Source organism: Thalassobaculum salexigens DSM 19539 (assembly GCF_000423805.1).
In the GTDB taxonomy this organism is placed as follows: domain Bacteria; phylum Pseudomonadota; class Alphaproteobacteria; order Thalassobaculales; family Thalassobaculaceae; genus Thalassobaculum; species Thalassobaculum litoreum.
The window spans coordinates 40,548-61,839 of the sequence record NZ_KE384094.1 but is presented as its reverse complement, the minus strand read 5'-3'; the positions used below and the strand labels follow the sequence as shown (position 1 = coordinate 61,839).

The window sequence follows — 21,292 nt, the reverse complement described above, 5'->3', positions numbered from 1 at the left end:
CTAAGGAATGCGGGGATACGGTGCATACAAGAATACACAGGTGGCGACCGCCGTGCAGAACGGACGGGACCTGGAGTATCGCCTCCTGGCCCAGGTTACCGGCGGCCTGATGAAGGCCCGCGACGGCAAGGTCACCATCCAGGAGAAATACAACTGGATCCTTCAGAACGAGAAGGTCTGGGGTGTCTTCCTGGCGGATGTGAACGACCCGGCCAACGCTCTGCCGCAGCAACTCAAGGGCGGCATCGCAAGCCTGGCGCTCTGGGTCATGAAGGAAACCAAGCTCGTGATGTCCGACGACAGCGCGCCCTTGGACGATCTGATCGAGATCAACCGCCAGATCATGGCGGGCCTGAAACCCGAGCCACAATCGATGGCCGGCTAATCCAGGAGAGCGACACAGGGGGCGGCACGTTTCTTGCTTGTCAGTTTCCGTGTCAATCGTAAGGACCCGTCATGAGCCTCCTTTCCGCCCTTACCACCGCGACCAGCGGTCTGAATGCGGCCCAGGCAGGGATCGACATTGCTGCGCGTAACATCACCAACGCGAATGTCGATGGCTACACGAAGAAGACTCAGACCCAATCCACGCGGATCATCGACGGGCAGAGCAGCACGGTCCGGCTGGAGGAGATCACCCGCCTGGTGAACTCCCAGCTTCAGACCGACGTGCGCAACCAGACCTCCACGGTGGAGGAGCTGAAGGTCATCGACGATTTCCTCGGGCGCCTTGAGCTGGAGTTCGGCCGCCCGGAGGACAATGCCTCGATCTCGGCAAAAATTACCGACCTGAAGAAATCCTTCCAGGTCCTCGCGACCAACCCGGACGCGTCGACCGCCCAGTCGGACGTTCTGCGCGCGGCGACGGCCGTGGCGGAAGCGTTCCAGTCCCTGTCGGGGGCGGTCCAAGATCTTCGGGCCGAGGCGGATACCCGCATCGCGGAGTCGGTCGACAACATCAACGAGGCCCTGGCCAACATCGAGAAGATGAACGGCGAGATCGGCGCGCGCAGTGCCGTCGGCGAGTCGACGGCGGATCTGGAGGATGAGCGGGACCGCTGGGTCGCCAAGCTCTCCGAAGAGATGGATATTCAGACCTTCGACCGGCCTAACGGTACGATCGCCGTCATGACCGGCGGCAGCGACTTCCTGCTCGACCAGACCGCGGTGACCCTGACCTTCAACCCGACGAACACCGTCGGGCCGGACGTGGGTCTGAATGCCGTGTTCCTGGACAACGGGTTCAACGCGCCGTTCTCGATCAACGGCAGCATCAACAGCGGCAAGCTCGGGGGCCTGCTGGAACTTCGGGACACCGTTCTTCCGCTGGCGCAGGACCAGCTGGACTCGCTGGCCTTCGAGCTGGCCCAGCAGTTCGATACCATCAACGTCGGCGGCAATACCGCGAACATCGACCTGTTCGTCGATGCCGGCAACGCGATCCCGGGTGGCGATCAGGGCTTCTCGGCCCAGATCCAGGTCAACCCGACCGTTACCGCGACCCCCACCATTCTGCGTGACGGCAACGGCGGCACCTTCGTGTCGAGCGGGGTGAGCGACAACTCGCTGGCCCTGGCGGTCATCGACATGTTCGACACCGCCCAGGCCTTCGTGGCGGTCAACGGGCTCAACGGCACGGCCACGATCGAAGAATTCGCCGCCGACCTGGTATCCTATCAGGCCAATCAGAAGGCGGATTACGAAAGCCAACTCGGATTCCAGGATCAGGTCCGCAATCTCCTGGAAGAACGGCTTCGTGACGAGAGCGGTGTCAATGTCGACGAGGAACTCGCCAGCCTCATTCAGTTGGAAAGCGCGTTTGCGGCATCAGCGCGGGTGTTGTCGTCGGTGCAGGATGCACTCGACGAACTCCTGGCCGTTGTTCGATAACCGCGGAGAGGGCTAGATCATGCGTATTTCGACTCTGAGCCAGAACCTGAGGATCGACACCTCGATCACGTCGATTCAACGCCGGATCGCGGATGCCCAGCAGCAGATCTCCACAGGCAAGCGCAGTCAGGTCTACAGCGGCTTCAGCGGGCAGGACACGCGCCTGCTGATCACCCTGAAGGAGCAGCGGACGTCGGCGGACTCCTATATCAACTCGATCAACAACACGAAGGTGAAGACCGAGACGATCGACGCGACGCTGCAGCAGATGACGTCTGTCGCAGAGGATCTGCGCACACAGCTCTACGAGCAGGTCGAGGGTCTGTTCGAGCAGTCCTCGCTGGCGTTGTCGACCTTCGCCACCGCGGCGATCAACCAGATGTCGAACCTTCTGAACCAGACGACGGATGGCAAGTACCTGTTCAACGGCACCGATACGGACACCCAGCCGATCATCGATCCGGCGACCACCCAGGGTGCCTATGCCCAGCCGGCGCTCGCCGGCGGCTCCGCCGGCATCATCGCCGCCGCGGAGGCGTTCTTCGACGTGGACGCCAACTGGAACAACGTGACGACCCCGGCGCCAGGCTCGCTGTCGGTGCGCGTCGATCAGGGGGTCGATCTGGACTTCGGCGAGTTGGCGAATGACAGCGCGACCTTCGAAGAGGTCTTCGACGTGCTGTATGCCTTCTCCAACACGACTTTCACCGCAGGCGACGACGCCGAATACCGTAACCTGGTGAACTGGGGCCTCGGCAAGATCGAGGCCGCTATCGACCTGATGAACGACATGGTCGGGCAGAACGGCGTCGTGGGCAGCGAGATGGCCACCCGGCAGGAGGCCCACAAGGAGACGATCCTGCTGCTGGAGACCCAGATCGGCAAGATCGAAGATGTGGATCCCTACGAGGCGGTCGCCGAGTTCCAGACGTTGCAGGCCCAGCTTGAGGCGTCGTTCCAGACCACGGCCGTGTTGCGGAACCTGAGCCTTACGAAGTTCATTTAAGAGAGTCTTCCACGATCGATTTTCCGTCGACAGACATCGACGCACGCGTGGTCGGCCAAGCCGAATGGCTTGCAGCCTGACTTCTGAGTATTATATAAGTTAAATTAGTGTGAAGTATGGCATCGCTCCAGAATGGAGGAGCCCGTGGATATACGCAGTGTAACCGGTATAGCAGGCGCGGCAAGCGAGCCGCGGTCGGTTGCGCGCGAGTCCGCGACGTCGGGTACGTCTAACCGTGCCTCCATCGCGGGCGGCTCCTCGGACTCCCGCCAGTCTCCAGCCGCCGAATCCGTCAGCGCATCGTCATCCGGCCAGTTCTATGTCAGCCCGTTCCTGACGTTCGATTCGCGCTCCCTCACCGTGATTTTCCAGGTTCGCGACACGGAATCCGGGGACGTCACCCGGCAGTTCCCCGCCGAGTCCGCGGTCGAGCGCTACCGCCGTGATCCCTCCGCCCGCCCCTTCGTTCTTCCGGAAGCTGAGGCACGCCCGGATGAGCAGACCGGCCCGCCGCCGCCGACCATCGGCGGCCCGGTGACCCAGGCTCTGCGCGAGCAGGAAGCGGCGGATCCGGTCACCTCGGATCCGACCGCGCCGGATACCGGCGGCCCGTCGGGAGCCGAGGGCGCGGATACCCAGACCGGACAGTCCGGTCCTGCGCCGGCGGCGCCCACTGGCCGGACCCGCATCGACCTTGTTGCCTGATACCCGCCGTACCGGTCCCTGACCCGTATTGAGATTGCCTTTGATTGCGTGCTCCGTCTTGACAATATGTGGTACGTTTTCAGCTACCCGTATCCATCCGTGGCGGAGTGACTCTGCATGACCGTTGACGACGACCTGCAACCCAAACTCGTCGCCGCTGTCCGCCTTCACGAGGCGGGTGAGTTCGAGCAGGCTCGCGATCTCTATGTCGAGATTCTCAACGCCGATCCCCAGCATGAGCGCGCGCTGCATCTGGCCGGTTTGCTGTGTCTCCAATGCGGTGAGTTCGAGGGCGCGAAGGGGCTGCTGGCGGCCGCCGCGGATATCGATCCGACCAACGCAGCCTATCCCAACCATATCGGTACCGCCGATCTCAAGCTTGGCGACCTCGCGGCTGCCGATCGCCAGTTCGACAAGGCGATCGCCCTCGACCCGCACTATGTCGAAGCGCATTTCAACAAGGCCCTGACTCAGCGCGGCATGGACGACCTGCCCGGCGCGGCGGCCAGCCTCGAGCGGGCAATCGAAGCCGACCCGTCGGCCTCGGAAGCCCTGGTGTGGCGCGGCATTGTCGGCCGCGAGATGGGGGAGGGGGCCGACGCGGTCCAGTTCCTGATCAAGGCGGTCGAAATCAACCCGGACAATGTCAACGCCCTGTATCAGCTCGGTGAAGCGTTCGTCGATCTCGGCGAGCTGGAACAGGCGGAGAAATGTTTCCGCGCGGCCACCGATCGGGCGCCGAAGGTGACGGCCTTCCGGGGCAAGCTCGCGAGCTGTCTGGGGCAGTTGGGGCGGATCGACGAAGCGATGGCGGAGTTCGAGGGAGCCCTCGCCGGCAATCCCGACGATGCGGCCCTGCTGGGTGGACTGGCCTGGCTCAAAGCGGAGACAGGGGAGTTGATCGACGCCCGCAAGGCGGCGGTCCGCTCGATCGAGCTCGACCCGCAGAGCATCGACGGGCACTTCGCCATGGCGCGGATCCACACGCTCGCGGGCGAGGCAGATCTTGCCGAGGCGTCGCGGTCGCGGGTGCGCGAGCTGGCGCCGGACAACGCCCGCTATCTGGCTGAATTATAACCCTCGATCTGGCTGAAATATAAACTGAGCCCGACAATCCGACGGCGCACCGTCCGGCCGGCAGAATCTGCCGGGCGGTACGGGCGGATCGGACGGCGGTATCGCGTCAGAGCGTGCGGCTCATGAGCTGGCCGGAACTGCCCGAGGCAGCGTAGGCGCCATAGCCGCGCTGGATCGACGCCTTGCGGCCGGTATGCGCGGGAGCGTTCTCGGGCAGCCCCCGGGCCTTGCGGACGCTGCTGATGATGAGGTTGACCATCTTGTCGGTCGCATCCTGGGCCGCTTTCAGGGCCAGCATGTTCTCCGACAGGGTCTCGCGGAACACCTGATACAGGGAGCGGAGTTCGGAGCGCTCCTCGGTCGACAGAGTCTCCACCGCGCTCAGGTTCTCCTTGATCGCCCGCTGGTGGATCTCGAAGGCCTGGCTCAGCTTGACCTTGTGGCGCTGGATCTTCTCCACCTGATCGTACTGCTTGTTGCGCACCAGCTCGGTCTCCTGGCGCATCAGCGCCATCAGCTGCGTCATCGATTCCACGAAATGCTGGATCAGTTCACGGGGGTCCATCACACGGCCTCCTGCAGCGTCAGCAGTTGTCTTTCAATGGTATCCGCGAGGCCGATACCGCCCCGCGAGGCGAAGGACTTGGTGATTTCCTCGACGTAGAAGTCGCGCCAGGTCTCCTCGGCTTGCCCGCCGCCGAAGACGCCGTCGCTGCTGATGCCCTTGAACATGTGGCCCATCATCTGGGACAGGAACTGGGCCTCGAACTTCTCGGCGGTCGCCCGCACGGCCTCATTGTCCTTGGCGCGGGCGGCGGCCTGTATTTCGGCGGCGGTATGCGCCGTGTTGTTGCGGCTGCGGGTCATCGCCAGATCGGCGGTGCCGAGATTGGCCATGGAAAGGTTCGCGGTCATCGGTCCGTCCTCCCTCAGAGCACTTCGAGTTCGGCTTGCAGGGCCCCGGATGCCTTGATCGCCTGCAGGATCGAGATCATGTCGCGCGGACCCACGCCGAGGGCGTTCAGGCCGTCGACCAGTTCCTGCAGGGTCACCGTGGTCGGCAGCACCGTCAGGCGGTTGTCGCTCTCGTCGTCGATCTCGATCTGCGTGCGCGGCACCTCGACCGTCTCGCCGGTCTCGCTGAAGGGCTGCGGCTGGCTGACCTGCGGGGTTTCGGTGATGCGGATCGTCAGGTTGCCCTGGGCGATGGCGACGGTGTTGATGCGGACGTTCTCGCCCATGACGATGACGCCGGTCTGCTCGTCGATCACCACCTTGGCGATGTTGTCCGGGGTGACGCGGAGCTGCTCGATATCGGTGATCAGGGCGACCGCGTTGTTGCGGTAGGCATCGGGCACCAGCATCCGCACCGTGCCCGAGTCAACGGACTGGGCGATCGGGCCGCCGACGAAGGCGTTGATGGCCTGGGCGATGCGGCGCGAGGTGGTGAAGTCCGGATTGCGGAGCGCGATGCGCACCGTCTCCATCATGTTCAGCTTGAAGTCGATCTCGCGCTCGACGATCGCGCCGTTGGCGATCCGGCCGCCGGTGGGCACGCCGCGGCTGATCGAGGCGGCCTGACCCTGGGCGGAGAAGGCGCCGGTGGCGACCGGGCCCTGGGCCACGGCATAGACCTCGCCGTCGGCACCGACCAGCGGGGTCACCAGCAGCGTGCCGCCGAGCAGATCCTCGGCGTCGCCGATGGCGGAGATGCTGACGTCGATCCGCGTGCCCTGGGTGGAGAAGGGGGGCAGGGTCGCGGTGACCATGACCGCGGCCACGTTGTCGGTGCTCAGGCTGCTGTCGCGCGAGTTGACGCCGAGGCGCTCGAGCATGCCGACCAGGCTCTCACGGGTAAAGATTGCCGAGTTCAGCGAGTCACCGGTGCCGTTCAGGCCGACCACGAGGCCGTATCCGATCAGCATGTTCTCGCGCACGCCCTCGAAATCGACGATGTCCTTGATTCGCGTCTGGGCGCCCGCGGCGGTGGCCGTCAGCACCAGGGCGGTCAGCCCGGTCGCGATGCCTTTCAGGAAGCGTGTCAGCGTCATCGTCTCTGTCCCCGCGTTTCGCGCGTCTCGGCTCGAGTATCGTTTCTGCCGGGTTCTCCGGTCTGGCCATCTCTATGCGAGTTTCGTGCCAACCCGTGGTCCGGGCCGCTCCGCCGTTCGATGTCGCCGGTTCGTCTGCCGGTCGTGGTCGTGATATAAGGCAATCTATCCCTGGCGATGCGGTCTGATAGGGCCTGCGACGCCTGCATTTGCTCTGACGGTGAAAGAATTGCAGGATATAGGCCAGCGCCGCGTCGCGACCGCCACGGCAATTGAGGCTTCTCATGAAAGTTGATCCCACCAAGGTCAGCGGCGTTTCCCAGGCGAAACGCACGAAGAAGTCGTCGTCTACGGGCGGGTCGGCCTTTGCCGACATGATCTCGGAGACCGACGCGCCGGAGCGGGCCAGCGGCCCGGCGCCGACCTCGTCGGTCGACTCGGTTTTCGCCCTGCAATCGGTCGGCGACCGCGAGGGCAACGCGCGCAAGGCCAAGGAACGGGCCGAGCTCATGCTGTCTCGGCTGGAGGATCTCCGCGACGGCCTGCTGATGGGAATGGTGCCGACCGATCGTCTGCATGACCTGGCGACGGCGGCGCGCGAGCAGCGCGAGGAAATCGACGATCCGCGCCTTTCCGAAATCCTCGACGACATTGAACTCCGCGCACGAGTCGAGCTTGCGAAACTGGGTCGAAGCGTGTAACCCCACGCGCGTCGTCGTCGGCGGTATCGGCGCAAAGGCTCCGCCCATCGGCGATATCGGCAGGTTCCCCCGGAAAGCGATCCGCTTGTCGGGTTCTCCGAGGGAGCCGGCTGTGGTCGAAGACGCGTGGAGGATTTCGGATGAGCGTTACCTTGCCGCCGGACTATCAGCCGTCGGATGAAGAGGAGTTCATGAATCCGAAGCAGCTGGAATATTTCCGCCAAAAGCTGCTGCGTTGGAAAGCCGACCTCGTGAAGGAGGCCGGCGAAACCCTGAGCAACCTGACAGAACAGAATTTACAGCAGCCGGACATGGCGGACCGGGCCTCGCTGGAGACCGAGCACTCGATTGAACTGCGGACCCGTGACCGCGAGCGCAAGCTGATCAGCAAGATCGAGGCGGCGCTGAAGCGGATCGAGGACGGCACCTACGGCTACTGCGAGGAAACCGACGAGCCGATCAGCCTGCGCCGTCTGGAGGCGCGGCCGATCGCGACGCTGAGCCTGGAGGCGCAGGAGCGCCACGAGCGCATGGAGCGCACGCACCGCGACGACTGACTGATCCGGGCCCGCATCGGATCGCAGGAACACGAAGGCCGCCTCAAGGGCGGCCTTCTGTTTTCGAGGGTGGCGCCTTTGGGTGCCGCCGGGGTCGGATCAGCCTCAGAACGGCATGATGATGTCGAGTACCTGGCTGCCGTAGCGCGGCTGCTGGACATCGGTGAGCTGGCCGCGGCCGCCGTAGGCGATGCGGGCTTCGGCCATCTGGTCGTAGCTGATCGTATTACCGGAGGTGATGTCGGCCGCGCGGATCACGCCGCCCACGACGATCTCGCGCACTTCGAAGTTAACGCGCACTTCCTGCCGGCCGTAGAGGACAAGATTGCCGTTCGGCAGTTTCTGCGTGATCACCGCGGCGATGCGGATATTGATTTCTTCCTCGCGGTCGACCTCGCCGCTGCCGACGTTGCTGGAGTTGGAGCCGAGATCGACGAGGTTCTCGCCGGTCACCGACTCGGGGAAGACCTGGCCGAGAGAGCCTTCGTAGCCGAACAGGCCGCCGAGGCTGGCCCCCTCGCTGTTGGCACGGGTCCGCGTCGTGGTGTTCGTGACCGCGGCCTCATCGTTTATCTGGACCACGACGGTGATGATGTCGCCGATATCGCTGGCGCGCTGGTCCTTGAAGAACGCCCGGCTGCCTTCCTGCCACAGCGAGTTCGCCTGACGGGTCGCCACCACAGGTGCCGGCATCGGCATGCTGATCGGCTGGTAGCCCGGCGACTGGGTCGGATCCTGGATCCGCGACATCTCCGGCGCCTGGCCCAGGTTGGAAAGGCGGTCGATCGCGTTGCAGCCGGAGAGCAGGACCGCGGCGGCGGCGATGCCGAGCAGCGGGCGGATCCGGATGGGCGAGGATAGGCGGGTCATTTCTTCATCCTCCAAAGGGCGCTTCTGCACCCGGGTATCAAAAGCCGTGCCAAACACGGTCGCGGTCGCGGTTTCGACGGGCTCAGCCGTTCAGGGCGACCAGATTGGCCAGCGAAGCGGGCTCGACGATCGCCATGTCCGGGCCGATCACCCGGGCTTCGACGACCTTCTGGCTCTGGACGTTGGTCACGCGGATCACCGCGTTGCGGGTGCCGGATTCCAGGGCCTTGCCGCGGGCGGTGAGCGTCATCGTGCCGGTGCGCACCGTCAGGGTGATCAGCTCGCCCTTGGTGACCAGCAGGTTCGGCTTCAGGTCCGTCAGCCGGACCGGCACACCGGCGGTCAGCGGACGACGCGCGGTCTGTCCGACGATGTCGTCGCGCTGGGTGACGGTGGTCACGCTGGCGCGGCGGGCGGCGACCCGCTCCCAGGAGATCATGTCTTCGGTGATCACCTGGCCCGGCATGGCGTGCCGGCGGAGCATCGGGACTTCGACCATCGCGACGACCTTGCCGCTCATCTGGGTCATACGGCCGCCATTCGCGCTGACCGTCGCATCGAAGCGCTTGCTGCGCGGGTCGTAGCTGATCGAATGGATGTCGAGCTGCATGCCCTCGTTGGCGGCGATGAACATGTTCGACGAGCGGCCGAAGAGGTCGAGATCGAACTCGTCCTCGACATATTCGGTGGCCAGGCGCTGGGCGATCTTGTCGGCGATCGTCTCCATCGGAACCTCCAGGCTGGCCCGGGTCACGACGACGGCGATCTTGGAGCGTTCCGGCCGCCAGTTCAGGCCGAACGCCTGCGCGTACTGCCAGATCTGCCGGGCGCCGAGAACCATCCGTTCGCCCGGGGCGGGCGCGTCGGCGAGCCGCTGATCGAAGCCCTCGGGCAGGTTGGCAAAGACGTCGGAGAGCATCAGGTCGGCATGATCGAGCACGACCTTGTCCTTGAGGATCAGCGGCAGGTTCTGCCCAGCCTGCAAGGTCTGCCCAGCCCGCGGGGTCTGGCCGTTCGCCGCGAAGCCGGTCGACGGCAGGCCGAGGCCGGCCGCCAGCGCGGCGGCGAGGGTCAGGTGGGTGAGGGCGTGTCGCATCCGGATCATGGGGTTTCTCCAGTCGTCCCGGTCCCCGCCGTGCGGGGACCGCATGCTCAAAGAGGGGCGTCAGAGGACGTTATCGGACGTTATTGACCGTCGACATCATCTGGTCGGAGGTCTCGATGACCTTGGAGTTCAGCTCGTAGGCGCGCTGGGCGGTGATCAGGTTGGTGATCTCCTGCACCGGGTCGACGTTCGAGGATTCCAGGAAGCCCTGCTGCAGGCGGCCGAAGCCGGCGGCACCGGGCGCGCCGGCGCCGGGGGCACCCGACGCGGCGGTCTCCAGCAGGAGGTTGCCGCCGATATTCTCGAGGCCGGCCGGGTTCTGGAAGATCGCCAGCTGCAGCTGGCCGACATTCTGCTCGTCGACCTGGCCGTCGATCTGGGCGAAGACCTGACCGGATTCGTTGATCGTCACGCCCAGGGCATCGGCCGGAATGGTGATGCCCGGCTGCACGGTGTAGCCGTCGGGGGTCACCAGGCTGCCGTTCTGGTCGAGCTGGAAGGAGCCGGCCCGGGTATAGGCGGTGTTCCCGTTCGGCATGGTGATCTGGAAGTAGCCTTCGCCGCGGATCGACAGGTCGAACTGGTTGTCCGTGAGGATCAGCGCGCCCTGCTCGTTCACCCGGTAGGTCGCGGCGGTCTTCACGCCGAGGCCGAGCTGAATGCCGGAGGGCACCACCGTACCGGCGTCGGAGGAGGCCGTACCGACCCGGCGCTGATCCTGGTAGATCAGGTCCTGGAACTCCACACGCTGACGCTTGAAGCCGGTGGTGTTCATGTTCGAGATGTTGTTCGAGATGACCTCGACGTTCATCTGCTGGGCGTTCATGCCGGTGGCGGCGATGTTCAGCGACTGCATAGTTCTACTCCCTGGATGACCGCGTCGGGTCCTGTCTCGTCTGGTCTGGGGCGGGGCTCAACGCGGCCGATCACCCGTAAATTCGATTAAACGGAGCCTTGCACAGGGCGTGCCAGACGCTTGACCGCGTCCTGCTCGCGCTCGCTTTCCTTGGAGATCAGGTTCTTGACCGCCTCGTACATGCGGCTGACTTCGATCATCGTGGTCAGCTCGGCGATCGGGTTCACGTTCGAGGATTCGATCAGGCCCTGCTGCACGTCGCTGTTTTCGGCGGGGCGCGGCAGCTCGTCGGACTCGAACAGGGTGTCGCGGGTCTTCTTCAGGGCGATCGGGTTGTCGAACTCGACCACGGCGATGCGTCCGAAGACCTCGTCGCCCAGCTTCACGCTGCCGTCGGTCTCGATGATGATCTTCTCGTCGGACCGGGGCACGAAGATCGGCTCGCCTCCCGCATTGAGCACGAGATGACCCTGGTTGGTGACGAGCTGGTTGAACTCGTCCAGGGCGAACGTGCCGTTGCGCGTGTAGAACGTGCCGGTGCCGTCATCGACCTGGAAATACCCGGGCCCGTCGATCGCCAGATCGAAGGTGTTCCCCGTCTTGCGCATGGCGCCCGGCTGGTGGTCGGTCGCCGTGCCCTTGTCGATGACGAAGTCGTTGGTCTGGGCGAACGGGACCTTGGTCTCGTAGGCCTGATAGATCATCAGCTCGCGCTTGAAGCCGGTCGTGTTCATGTTCGCGATGTTGTTCGCGACCTGGCTCATCTGCCGGCGCAGTGCCGCTTGGCGCGACAGGCCGATATAGATCGAGTTCTCCATCACTCTCTCCTTGCGTTCGCAGGCCCGTTTCGGGCTCTTGTCTGCTGGCCGTCGGGTCCAGCCCGCGGTCTCGGAGATCGGATATGCAGGCTCCGTGCCAACCGCGGACGAGCGCTACGCAGGGAGCGCATCGCGGCGCCGAAGGCCGGGAATGGACTGGCCTTTTACCGACGGCCCCATTTCTGTAGAATCAGGGTGAGTCGGCATTGCGGTTGCATAGGCTGATCGGACTGGCAGGGTCGTCCCGCGGCATGCGTGGCGGCAGGATGTGCCGGTGGCTCCGCGGCGACGACCGCCGGATCCGGTGAACACCAGGGCCCGATGAATCGGCCCGAGGGAGTGTCTGATGGCTGATGAAGCCCTCGACGATATGGATGGTGCCGGCGAGGGGCCGGAAAAGAAACGCGTCAGCGGCAAGCGGCTGATCATCTTTGCCGCCATCATCGTGCTGTTCCTCGTAGGCGGGGGGGTCGGTGCCGCGTTCATGCTCGGCCTGTTCGGCGGCAGCGAGCCGCCGCCGGCCGAAGCCGCCACCGAAGGCGAGGCGGCGGCACCCGCGGCACCGCCGCCGCCGCAGGACACCCGCGCCTTCTTCTTCGAGGTGCCGGATCTGATCGTGAACCTGAACACCAACGGCCGGAAGTCGACCTTCCTGAAGATCAAGATCGCGCTTGAGCTGGAAGGGCCGCAGGATACCGACCGGATCAACGAGGTGCTGCCGCGCATCGTCGACAACTTCCAGGTCTATCTGCGCGAGCTGCGGGTCGACGACCTGAACGGATCGGCCGGTATGTACCGGCTGCGCGAGGAATTGCTGAGGCGGGTCAATCTTGCCGCCCGGCCGGTGCGGGTGCGCGACGTGCTGTTCAAGGAAATGCTGGTCCAGTAGGGCGGAGCGCAGGTCCGGCCCGCGGGGTCGGCACAGAGGCAGACGAGCCGGAAAGAGATGAGGCTGGGCTGATGGCAACCGATGACGATCTCGCCGCCGAATGGGAGGCGATGGGAGATGACGAAGAAGAGGATGTCGGCGCTGCGCGTGTCCTGAACCAGGACGAGATCGACAGTCTGCTCGGTTTCGACGAGACCACCAGCGGCGAAAGCGACACCTCGGGCATCCATGCCATCGTCAACTCGGCACTCGTTTCCTATGAACGTCTGCCGATGCTCGAGGTCGTGTTCGACCGCCTCGTGCGCATGATGTCGACCAGTCTGCGAAACTTCACCTCCGACAACGTCGAGGTCTCGCTGGACAACATCACCTCCATCCGCTTCGGCGATTATCTGAACTCGATCCCGCTGCCGGCGATGCTGTCGGTGTTCAAGGCCGAGGAATGGGACAACTACGGCCTCCTGGTGGTGGACAGCGCGCTGATCTACTCCATCGTCGACGTGCTGCTCGGCGGCCGGCGCGGCACGGCGGCGATGCGCATCGAGGGACGGCCCTACACCACGATCGAGCGCAACCTGGTGGAGCGCATGGTCAACGTGGTGCTGAGCGACCTGTCGGCCGCCTTCGATCCGCTGAGCCCGGTCACCTTCCGCTTCGACCGGCTGGAGACCAACCCGCGCTTCGCCACCATCGCCCGCCCGGCCAACGCAGCCGTTCTGGCGCGCCTGCGCATCGACATGGAGGATCGCGGCGGTCGCCTGGAACTGATGCTGCCCTATGCCACGCTGGAGCCGGTGCGCGAACTGCTGCTGCAGATGTTCATGGGCGAGAAGTTCGGCCGCGACTCGATCTGGGAAACCCACCTGGCGAACGAACTCTGGAACACCGATGTGGAGCTCGACGCGGTGCTCGACGAGGTCGTCATGCCGCTGAACGACGTGCTCAACCTCAAGCCGGGCAGCCGGATCCTGCTGAACGCGATGCCGAATTCGACCATCGACATGCGATGCGGGAACGTCTCGCTGTTCAATGGTAAGATGGGGCGCAAGGGCGGCAATATCGCTGTGCGGATCAGCCACCGCCTGCGCAAGATGTGACGGTCGTCCTTGTCGGCATCTGCACGAGGCGGCGAGAGGACGGACGCGTGATGACAGGGCAACAAGGTGAGGGAGCGTAGATGAACCTGGCGCTGATCCTCGACGTCCTCCTGATCATTCTGCTCCTGGCGACGATCGTCTACGCCATGGTCTTGCATCGGCGCCTCTCGATGCTCAGATCCGAGAAAGAGGGTCTGGAAACCTTTCTGGAGAAGATGAACCAGGCGACCATGAAGGCCGATGCCAGCCTGAAGGGCATCCGCCAGTCCGCCGAGCAGGCCCAGGCGCTGCTCAACGATCCGATGGTGAAGGCCCAGGCGCTGCGGGACGAGCTTCTGTTCCTGATCGAGCGGGCCGATGGATCGGCCGAACGTCTCGCCGGGAGTGCCAGCGGCAAGGCGCGCGAAGAGCCGGAGCCTCAGGCGCCGGCCCGCAAGCCGGCACGGCGCGCCGCACCCGCCGCCGCGCCTCAGCCGGAAAAGGGTGAGGATGACGGTGCGCGCTCCCAGGCCGAGCGCGACCTGATGAACGCTTTGAGGAACGTGCGCTGAGATGAGCTACGACCGACTTGGACGACGGGCCGCTGCGCCCTCGCAGGATGACGACGCCACAGCCGGCGGCACCTTCGCGCCGGTGGCCTCGCATCCGGCGACACCGAACGCGGAGCGTCTGGCCCGGGGCCGGGCGGCGGCGGCGGCCATGCGGGCCGCCCAGCAGCAGAACCGCGAACCGCAGGCCCCGGCCGGCAAGGCGGCAAAGCCCGCAAATCCCAAGAAGCGGGGCGCGGCCGCCCTGCGGATCCTGCCGCTGACCGCCTTCGCGGCGGCGCTGGTGCTGTCGGTCAAGGTCGCTGACCTGTGGGAGCGGCGCGAGAGCTTCGTGCAGGCCGTCACTTTCGGCACCGTGGCGGTCGCCGCCGGGCCGGCGCAGTCGGAGGCCGAAGACACGTCGAACAGTCCCGTCATGAAGGCGGGTTCCCCCGAGGCATCGCTGCCGATGATGCAGCTGGCCCAGGCCGACACGACAACATCCGGCGAGAAGGTCGATCCGTTCAACCTCGGCAAGTCCCAGATCGAACTGCTGCAGAGTCTGGCCGATCGGCGCGAGGAGCTCGAGGAACGGGAGCGTACCCTGGTCCAGCGCGAGGGGCTCCTCGCCGCCGCCGAGCATCGCATCGACCGGAAGATCGGGGAGCTGAACGGCATCAAGACGGAGATCGAAGATCTGATCCGCAAATATGACGAGCAGGAAGAAGAACAGCTCGGAAGCCTGGTGAAGATCTATGAGACGATGAAGGCGAAGGACGCGGCCAAGATCTTCGACGCCCTGGATATGGATGTCCTGCTGCAGGTCATCGAGCGGATGAAGGCCTCGAAGACCGCGCCGGTGCTTGCCGAAATGACGCCGGAGCGGGCGAAGGAGGTGACCACGCGGATCGCCGAGCGGCGGAAGATGCCCGACATCAACTGATCCAGCTGTAACCGCTATGGCGGTAACCGATCCCGCGGCGGCGCGCCGAAATCTGCTGCGTTGACAGGCGGTACCCTCTAAATTACGCCAGCATCATCACTAATCTCGTTTACAACGTTTTAACCCCCCTGGCATACGTTGTGCCCACTTCGGCAGGGGTCCGCGCGTCCAGGGGCGGGCATCAGAGACTTTAGGAGACGGGATATGGCGGTTGATATGAACATGTCGATTCTCATCGTCGACGACTACAAGACGATGTTGAGGATCATCCGAAATTTGCTGCGTCAGCTCGGCTTCGCAAATGTGGACGAAGCGTCCGATGGAGCGACCGCCCTGCAGAAGCTGCGCCGCGGCGAGTTCGGTCTGGTCATTTCCGACTGGAACATGGAGCCGATGACGGGCCTCCAGCTCCTCAAGGAAGTCCGGACCGACGCCAAGCTGAAGTCGACCCCGTTCATCATGGTCACCGCCGAGAGCAAGACGGAGAACGTCATCGCCGCCAAGAAGGCCGGCGTGAACAACTACATCGTCAAGCCGTTCAATGCCGCCACCCTCAAGACCAAGATGACTGCGGTCATCGGCGAGTTCTGAGCATGAGCGCGGGCGGGGCGGGGTGAAGTCGGGCGTCGATGACAACGGTGCGGCTGCCCGCGCCTTGTCCGAAATAGCGGCAGCGGACGGCGAGCTGCAGGATGCGTTCGACCGCGTTCTGGAGGCCGCCGAGCAGCTGATGGATACCGGTGAGTCCGCCGGTGGCGCCGTCGGTGACGCCATTGCCGCCGCCACCGGATCGATCTTCGAAGCCTCCGCCATGCGGGACATCCTGGGCCAGCGCCTCAGCGCGATCCGCGAGGCCGTGACGCTTCTCGACACCTCGACTGCATCTGCGCTCGAAACAAAACGTGACAAAGCGCGGGAAATAGAGGAAAAAAGAGAAGACGGGTCGGCTTCGGAGAGCGGGTTGCTCAACGGTCCACAGTTGCCGGGAGCGGCCACGAGCCAAGCGGAGGTCGACGCGCTGTTCGATAACCTCGATTAGGCGCGAATGACATTCAGCCGGGCAGAGCGACGGGAACCCGACAAGGGAAGCAGCCAGCCGCTGTTCCTCAGTCTGTTTCTGTTGCTGCTGGCGTTCTTCATCATGCTCAACGCCCTCTCCACGGTCGAGCAGGGCCGCAGCGACCGGGTCATGGAGAGCGTGAAGCGTGCCTTCCCCTCCGCCGTCCGCAAGAACATCGCCGACGATCCGCTGGATGCCGACCCGGGCCAGGTGATCGGCGAGTCCGTTCGCTCGGCCCTCGGAACGGTGTTCCGCGAGGTTCTGCCGGCCGTGGTCGTCGAGGTCGAGGCCAGCGGCAACCCCATTTTCGTGACTATTCCCGCGCGACAGGTCTATGCGCCGGCCGCCGGCGGCATCACCCCGGTGATGGAGAAGCTGGCCGCCCGGCTCGCGCCGATCCTCAACAATCCGCCGGCGGGCAGCGTTCTCGATCTGCAGATCCTGTACGGCGTGGACGACGCGGTTTCCCAGCCGCGGCGGGAGGAACTCATCTTCCGCGCCAGCGAGACGGTGCGCACCTTCGTCGATCGGGAGGTCGACCCGTCGGTCCTGTCCGCGGGTCTCGAACCCTTCGACCCGGACTCCGTACGGCTGATCTTCCGCACGCGTCCGGCCGGCGCCAGCGGGCCGGCGCTGGAGGATGGGGCGTCGTGACGGTTCAGCTTTCCCGCGTGCGCTCCATGGTGGTCCGGGGTGAGCGCAAGCTCGGCCGTCGGGCCGGCCGCAAGTATGGCGGCGGCGCAAGTTGGATGGTCACGCTGGTGGACCTGGTGTCCCTGATGCTGGCGTTCTTCGTACTGCGTTTCGCGATGACAAACATCGACACCCCGAGTTTCCAGGCGGCTGCGGGGTCGATCGCCCTGGTTCTCGGCCAGGAGGTGTCCGTTGTCGGGGAGACACCGCCGGTCGAGCTGAGCGTGTCCGCCGAACGCACGCGGCGCGGCTTTTCCCTCAGCTACCTGGAGCCGATCCTCGACGCCAAGATGTCCGCCGACCCGGTCCTGAACCAGGCGAAGATCGCCGCGGCCGGCGAGCAACTCGTCATCGCCCTGCCGGCCGATCTTCTGTTCTCCGTCGGGGAGGCGGAGCTGACCCGCGAGGCGCGCGTCGCCGTCGGGGTCCTCTCGACCGCCTTGTCGACGCTGCCGAATCGGATCGACGTGGTCGGATACGCCGACCCGCAGCCGATGACCGGCAGCGGACGCTACGCGACCAATTGGGAGCTCTCCCTGGCCCGGGCCGATGCCGTCGCCACACGGCTCGTTCAGACCGGCTTTCCGCGACAGCCCACGGTGGAGGGGCGGGGGGACAGCCGGTTCAGCGAGGTGGCGCCGACCCTCGACATGGATCGTCGATACGCCCTGGCGCGTCGGGTCGATGTGGTGATCTTCCCGGAGCGCGCGCCATGATCCGCGCGCTGACCCGCTTCGTCCTGGTCCTGGCCGTCGCGTTGCTGACGGTAACCGGCTCCGCCGGGGCCGTTCCCGTGCAGGTGAGCGGCGGCAGTACCGAGACATCCGAACGGCTCGTCTTCGACTGGCCCCGCTCGGTCGATTATTCGGCGGAGCGGTTCGGCGATTCCCTGGTGATCCGCTTCTCCCAGCCGATCGAGGGCGACGTCGCCGGCGCGGCGACCGGCCTCGGCAGGTTCATCTCCGGCGGCCGGGTCGGCAGCGATGGCCGAAGTGCGGTGATCGAGCTGACCGGCAATCACCGCCTGCGCACCACCCGGGACGGCAACCGGATCGTCATCGACCTGTCGGACCGGACCAGCGCCCCGACCCCCTTGCCGGCTCCCAGTCAGCCGGCGTCCAGTCAGGCGGCTCCCGCGCCGCCCCCGGCCGCCGCCGCACCGCCACCTGCCCAGGCTGCCCCCACCCAGACGGCGCCCACCCAGACGGCACCTGCCCAGGTTGCGCCCGCCGCGCCGTCGGGTCCGGAACTGGCCGTGCGGACCGGCAGGCACGCGAACTACGACCGGATCGTCTTCGACTGGCCGGCATCGGTGGACTTCGAAGTCGAGCCGGACGCGGGGGCCGCCCGCATCTTGTTCGCCCGTCCGGCCCGGATCGACGACAGTGCCGTGCGCCGCCAGCTGCCCGAAGCGTTGCGCGGTTTCGCCAGCACGCCGTCGGCCTCCGGTCTGACCGTCACCGTGCCCGTGCCGGACGGCCGCTCGATCAACGCCTTCCGCTCCGGCCCGAAGGTGGTCGTGGATGTGCTGCGCGACACCAGTGGCACGACCGTGGCCCCGGCCGGATCCCAGCCCGCTCCGCCGCCGGCCCAGGCGCAACCGGCGCCGCAGACCGAGCCGCAGACGGCGCAGCAGACAGCGCCGCCACCCGCCGCTGACGGTGTTCCGGCCGCCCGTGCGCAGGCCCCGACTCCGGCTCCGGATCAGACCCCGAGCCCGGCCGCGCCGGCGGCGACCCAGGGTCAGGCACCGGCGCCCGCCGCCGCGCCGGTACCGGCGACGCCGGAGGTTACGGCGCAGAACAATGTGCGCAGCCAGACCGCTCCTCGACCCGCCGGTGCCGCTCCCTCCGACCCGACGACGGCCGTCACGCAGCTGCCCGACGTCCGTTCCAGCATGCCGGCGGCGCAGTCCGACGGCGAGTCGAGCCTGGACGACGCGATCCGTCTCAATGCCGCCCCGACCGAAGCGGCACAGCCGATTACCGGGCCACCGCTGGCGATCACCCGGCTGAACAACGCCGACGCGATCTCCCTGCGCTTCGCCTTCGAGGAAGAAGCGGCCGCCGTGGTCTTTCCGCGCGCCGGCTATGTCTGGGTCGGGTTCGACCGGCCCGCCGCCTTCGATACCAGCCAGCTCGCGGGCCTGGCGAACGAGATCGTCGGCCAGCCCGAGCAGGTCGCCGCATCCACCGGATCGGTCGTGCGCATCCCTGTCGTGGAGGGGGTGAATCCCCGGGTGTGGCGCGACGGGACCGCGTGGGTGCTGGACCTGCAGCCGCAGCTGTCGCGCCCGGACGTGCCGCTGCGCATCGACGCGCAGATGGTCAGCCCGCAGGGGCCGCGCCTGTTCATCCCGGTCGAGGGGGTGGGCGAGCCGATCGTCGTCAACGACCCCGAGGTCGGCGACAGCCTGTTCCTGATCCCGATCACCCCGCTGTCCCGTGGCATCGACGGCAACCGACGCTATCCGGACATGGAGATCCTCGCCTCGCTTCAGGGCGTGGTGGTGCGGCCGAACCGGTCGGACCTGGCGATCCGTGTCCTGCCCGACGGCATCGCCATCACCCGCGAGGAGGGCATGGTCCTGTCCGGCCCCGCGCCCCGGTCCGCCGACGACGTCTATACAGGCGGACGGTTCGAGGGGCTGACTGCCGGGTTGCCACCCGGACGGATCTTCGACATGGCGAACTGGCGGCTCGGTTCGGACGCCGAGTTCCTGGAGCGGCGCCAGGCCCTGCAGCTCCGCATTTCCGAGGCCACGAGCATTTCCCGCAACGGGCCGCGGCTGGAACTCGCCCAGTTCTATTTCGCCCGGGGACTGGCGGCGGAGGCCATCGGTCTGCTGCGGACCATCGCCCAGTCGGACGAGGACCTGGCGAACCGGCCGGACGTGAAGGCCCTGCGTGGCGCGGCCAGCTTCATGCTCGGCCGCAATGCCGAGGCCGAGGAGTATCTCGACGACCCGGCCCTCAACGGGTTCTCGGAGGCCGAACTGTGGCGCGGCGCCGCCACCGCCGGCCAGGGCAAATGGGACGAGGCGGTGGAGCATATCGCCCGGGCCGGCGAGATCCCCGGCGGCTACCCGCGCAACTACACCACCGAACTGGCGATGCAGGCCGCCGAGGCGGCGATCCGGGCGGGCGACTTCCGCGGGGCCGGCGCCTTCCTCGACGTCATCGCCGAGGGCGACCCCACGCCGGGCGAGCGCGCGCGTCTCGATTTCCTGCGCGGCCGGGTGCTGTATGCCTTCGGGGATACCGAGGCGGCCCTGGATATCTGGAACCAGCTGGCCGAGGGCGAGGACCGCTGGGCGCGCGTGCGCTCCGAACGGGAACTCATCCAGCACCGTCTCGATGACGGCCGCATCACTCCCATGCAGGCGGCCGACCGTCTGGACGAACTCCGCTACGCCTGGCGCGGCGACCGCGTCGAGTTCGAGCTGCTGCGCGACCTGGGTCGCCTGCGCCTGCAGGAGAACGAGTTCGAGGAAGGGCTCGCCGCCCTGCGGCAGGCCGTGACCTTCTTCCCGGACAATCCGGAATCCCGCGACCTGGCCTTCGAGCTGACCGAGGCCTTCAGCGAGATCTTCACCAGCGGCATCGCCGAGGCGATGACCCCGCTTCAGGCGTTGGCGCTGTATGACGAGTTCCGCGAGCTGACCCCCGTGGGGGCGGCCGGCGACAAGATCATCGAGGCGCTGGCCGATCGGCTGGTGAAGGTCGACCTGCTCGATCGCGCCGCCCGCCTGCTGGACCGCCAGGTCAAGTTCCGCCTGCAGGGGACGGAGAAGGCACGGGTCGGCGCCCGTCTCGCGCTGATCCTGCTGCTCGACCGCCAGCCGGAAAGCGCCATCGCCGCCCTGGACGAGAGCGTGGCCCCCGGCCTGCGCCCGGATCTGGCGGCGGAGCGCCGGCGGCTGCGGGCCCGGGCGATCTTCGATCTCGGCGACGCCCAGGGCGCGCTCAAGCTGCTGGTCGACGACACAAGCCGCGAGGCCGACCTGCTGCGCGCCGATATCTACTGGCGCACCCAGGACTGGGTGGAGGCGGCCAAGACCTTCCGCAGCCTGGTTGCCGAGGCGGGCCGCGACGGCCGCCGCCTGACGCCGGAACAGGCCAACTACATCGTCAACTGGGCGGTGGCGCTGGCGCTCAGCGACAACGACAACGGCCTGAACCGGCTGCGGCAGATCTACGGCACGCAGATGGACGACACCCCGTTCCGCGAGGCGTTCCGTCTGATCACCAACAACACCGACAGCGGGCCGGACGAGTTCCTGCGCCTGACGGAGCGGTTCGAGGAGATCGGCCGGTTCCAGGCCTTCCTGTCGAGCTATCGCGACAAGCTGAAACAGGGCCCGCTCAGCGCCACCAACTGAGGAGGCGCGCCTCTCCCCGAGTTCCGGGATTCAGGGTGCCGCGTGTCGGAGCCCGTCCGAACCGGA

At 66.3% G+C, this 21,292-nt stretch carries 23 protein-coding genes; 16 read left to right on the top strand and 7 right to left on the bottom strand.

The window, feature by feature from the left end:
* Positions 1–7: 7 nt before the first annotated feature.
* The 5 genes from flaF (at position 8) to G578_RS0115500 (ending at position 4,678) form a co-directional block, all read left to right on the top strand.
* A complete protein-coding gene (gene flaF / locus G578_RS0115520; RefSeq protein WP_038015123.1) occupies positions 8–385 on the top strand; it encodes a flagellar biosynthesis regulator FlaF in 378 nt (125 codons plus the stop codon).
* A gap of 71 nt (positions 386–456) precedes the next feature.
* Positions 457–1,890: a flagellar hook-associated protein FlgK gene (flgK, locus tag G578_RS0115515; RefSeq protein ID WP_028795015.1), complete on the top strand. Its 1,434-nt coding sequence runs from the start codon at positions 457–459 to the stop codon at positions 1,888–1,890.
* A gap of 19 nt (positions 1,891–1,909) precedes the next feature.
* Positions 1,910–2,896: a flagellin gene (locus G578_RS0115510; protein WP_028795014.1), complete on the top strand. Its 987-nt coding sequence runs from the start codon at positions 1,910–1,912 to the stop codon at positions 2,894–2,896.
* A 144-nt stretch (positions 2,897–3,040) separates the two neighbouring features.
* Entirely contained in the window at positions 3,041–3,601 is a 561-nt protein-coding gene (locus G578_RS29590) for a hypothetical protein (protein WP_139189398.1), read from the top strand.
* Between the two features lie 117 nt (positions 3,602–3,718).
* Complete coding sequence (locus tag G578_RS0115500) at positions 3,719–4,678, top strand: tetratricopeptide repeat protein (RefSeq protein WP_028795012.1); 960 nt, start codon at positions 3,719–3,721, stop codon at positions 4,676–4,678.
* Between the two features lie 106 nt (positions 4,679–4,784).
* On the opposite strand, the gene G578_RS0115495 is transcribed toward G578_RS0115500, so the two are convergent.
* The 3 genes from G578_RS0115495 to G578_RS0115485 are packed head-to-tail and all read right to left on the bottom strand — an operon-like array spanning position 4,785 to position 6,729.
* A complete protein-coding gene (locus G578_RS0115495) occupies positions 4,785–5,243 on the bottom strand; it encodes a hypothetical protein (RefSeq protein ID WP_028795011.1) in 459 nt (152 codons plus the stop codon).
* A complete protein-coding gene (locus G578_RS0115490; RefSeq protein ID WP_028795010.1) occupies positions 5,243–5,593 on the bottom strand; it encodes a rod-binding protein in 351 nt (116 codons plus the stop codon). Before G578_RS0115490 ends, G578_RS0115495 begins: the two co-directional genes overlap by 1 nt.
* A 14-nt stretch (positions 5,594–5,607) precedes the next feature.
* Positions 5,608–6,729 (bottom strand): flagellar basal body P-ring protein FlgI, encoded by a 1,122-nt coding sequence (locus G578_RS0115485; protein WP_038015122.1) that lies wholly within the window; start codon positions 6,727–6,729, stop codon positions 5,608–5,610.
* Positions 6,730–7,013: 284 nt separating this feature from the next.
* Between G578_RS0115485 and G578_RS0115480 the strand changes: the two genes are divergently transcribed.
* Complete coding sequence (locus tag G578_RS0115480; RefSeq protein ID WP_028795008.1) at positions 7,014–7,430, top strand: flagellar assembly protein FliX; 417 nt, start codon at positions 7,014–7,016, stop codon at positions 7,428–7,430.
* 140 nt (positions 7,431–7,570) lie between these two features.
* Entirely contained in the window at positions 7,571–7,987 is a 417-nt protein-coding gene (gene dksA, locus G578_RS0115475) for an RNA polymerase-binding protein DksA (protein ID WP_028795007.1), read from the top strand.
* A 105-nt stretch (positions 7,988–8,092) separates the two neighbouring features.
* Here the strand turns inward: dksA and flgH are convergent, their stop codons facing one another.
* The 4 genes from flgH to flgF form a co-directional block, all read right to left on the bottom strand.
* Positions 8,093–8,857: a flagellar basal body L-ring protein FlgH gene (gene flgH / locus G578_RS0115470; RefSeq protein ID WP_051244906.1), complete on the bottom strand. Its 765-nt coding sequence runs from the start codon at positions 8,855–8,857 to the stop codon at positions 8,093–8,095.
* Positions 8,858–8,939: 82 nt separating this feature from the next.
* Positions 8,940–9,962: a flagellar basal body P-ring formation chaperone FlgA gene (flgA, locus tag G578_RS0115465; protein WP_028795005.1), complete on the bottom strand. Its 1,023-nt coding sequence runs from the start codon at positions 9,960–9,962 to the stop codon at positions 8,940–8,942.
* A 70-nt stretch (positions 9,963–10,032) separates the two neighbouring features.
* Positions 10,033–10,818 (bottom strand): flagellar basal-body rod protein FlgG, encoded by a 786-nt coding sequence (gene flgG / locus G578_RS0115460; protein ID WP_028795004.1) that lies wholly within the window; start codon positions 10,816–10,818, stop codon positions 10,033–10,035.
* A gap of 86 nt (positions 10,819–10,904) precedes the next feature.
* Positions 10,905–11,636, bottom strand: a complete 732-nt coding sequence (gene flgF, locus G578_RS0115455) for a flagellar basal-body rod protein FlgF (RefSeq protein WP_028795003.1) — start codon at positions 11,634–11,636, stop codon at positions 10,905–10,907.
* Between the two features lie 346 nt (positions 11,637–11,982).
* Between flgF and G578_RS0115450 the strand changes: the two genes are divergently transcribed.
* The 9 genes from G578_RS0115450 (at position 11,983) to G578_RS0115410 (ending at position 21,226) form a co-directional block, all read left to right on the top strand.
* Complete coding sequence (locus G578_RS0115450) at positions 11,983–12,525, top strand: flagellar basal body-associated FliL family protein (RefSeq protein WP_028795002.1); 543 nt, start codon at positions 11,983–11,985, stop codon at positions 12,523–12,525.
* 71 nt (positions 12,526–12,596) lie between these two features.
* Positions 12,597–13,622 carry a flagellar motor switch protein FliM gene (gene fliM, locus G578_RS0115445; RefSeq protein ID WP_028795001.1) on the top strand — a complete coding sequence of 342 codons (1,026 nt, stop codon included), beginning with the start codon at positions 12,597–12,599 and terminating at the stop codon, positions 13,620–13,622.
* Between the two features lie 80 nt (positions 13,623–13,702).
* Positions 13,703–14,173 carry a DUF6468 domain-containing protein gene (locus G578_RS0115440; protein WP_028795000.1) on the top strand — a complete coding sequence of 157 codons (471 nt, stop codon included), beginning with the start codon at positions 13,703–13,705 and terminating at the stop codon, positions 14,171–14,173.
* 1 nt (position 14,174) lies between these two features.
* The gene (locus tag G578_RS28545; RefSeq protein ID WP_051244905.1) at positions 14,175–15,092 is read left to right on the top strand and encodes a MotE family protein; all 918 of its coding nucleotides are present in this window, start codon (positions 14,175–14,177) and stop codon (positions 15,090–15,092) included.
* A gap of 204 nt (positions 15,093–15,296) precedes the next feature.
* The gene (locus G578_RS0115430; RefSeq protein ID WP_028794999.1) at positions 15,297–15,683 is read left to right on the top strand and encodes a response regulator; all 387 of its coding nucleotides are present in this window, start codon (positions 15,297–15,299) and stop codon (positions 15,681–15,683) included.
* A gap of 22 nt (positions 15,684–15,705) precedes the next feature.
* Positions 15,706–16,131, top strand: a complete 426-nt coding sequence (locus tag G578_RS28540; protein WP_051244904.1) for a hypothetical protein — start codon at positions 15,706–15,708, stop codon at positions 16,129–16,131.
* Between the two features lie 6 nt (positions 16,132–16,137).
* A complete protein-coding gene (locus G578_RS26580) occupies positions 16,138–16,806 on the top strand; it encodes a hypothetical protein (RefSeq protein WP_038015121.1) in 669 nt (222 codons plus the stop codon).
* A complete protein-coding gene (locus tag G578_RS0115415) occupies positions 16,803–17,561 on the top strand; it encodes an OmpA/MotB family protein (protein ID WP_028794998.1) in 759 nt (252 codons plus the stop codon). The genes G578_RS26580 and G578_RS0115415 overlap by 4 nt, the downstream gene beginning before the upstream one ends.
* Positions 17,558–21,226 (top strand): tetratricopeptide repeat protein, encoded by a 3,669-nt coding sequence (locus G578_RS0115410; protein WP_028794997.1) that lies wholly within the window; start codon positions 17,558–17,560, stop codon positions 21,224–21,226. The genes G578_RS0115415 and G578_RS0115410 overlap by 4 nt, the downstream gene beginning before the upstream one ends.
* Positions 21,227–21,292 lie beyond the last annotated feature (66 nt).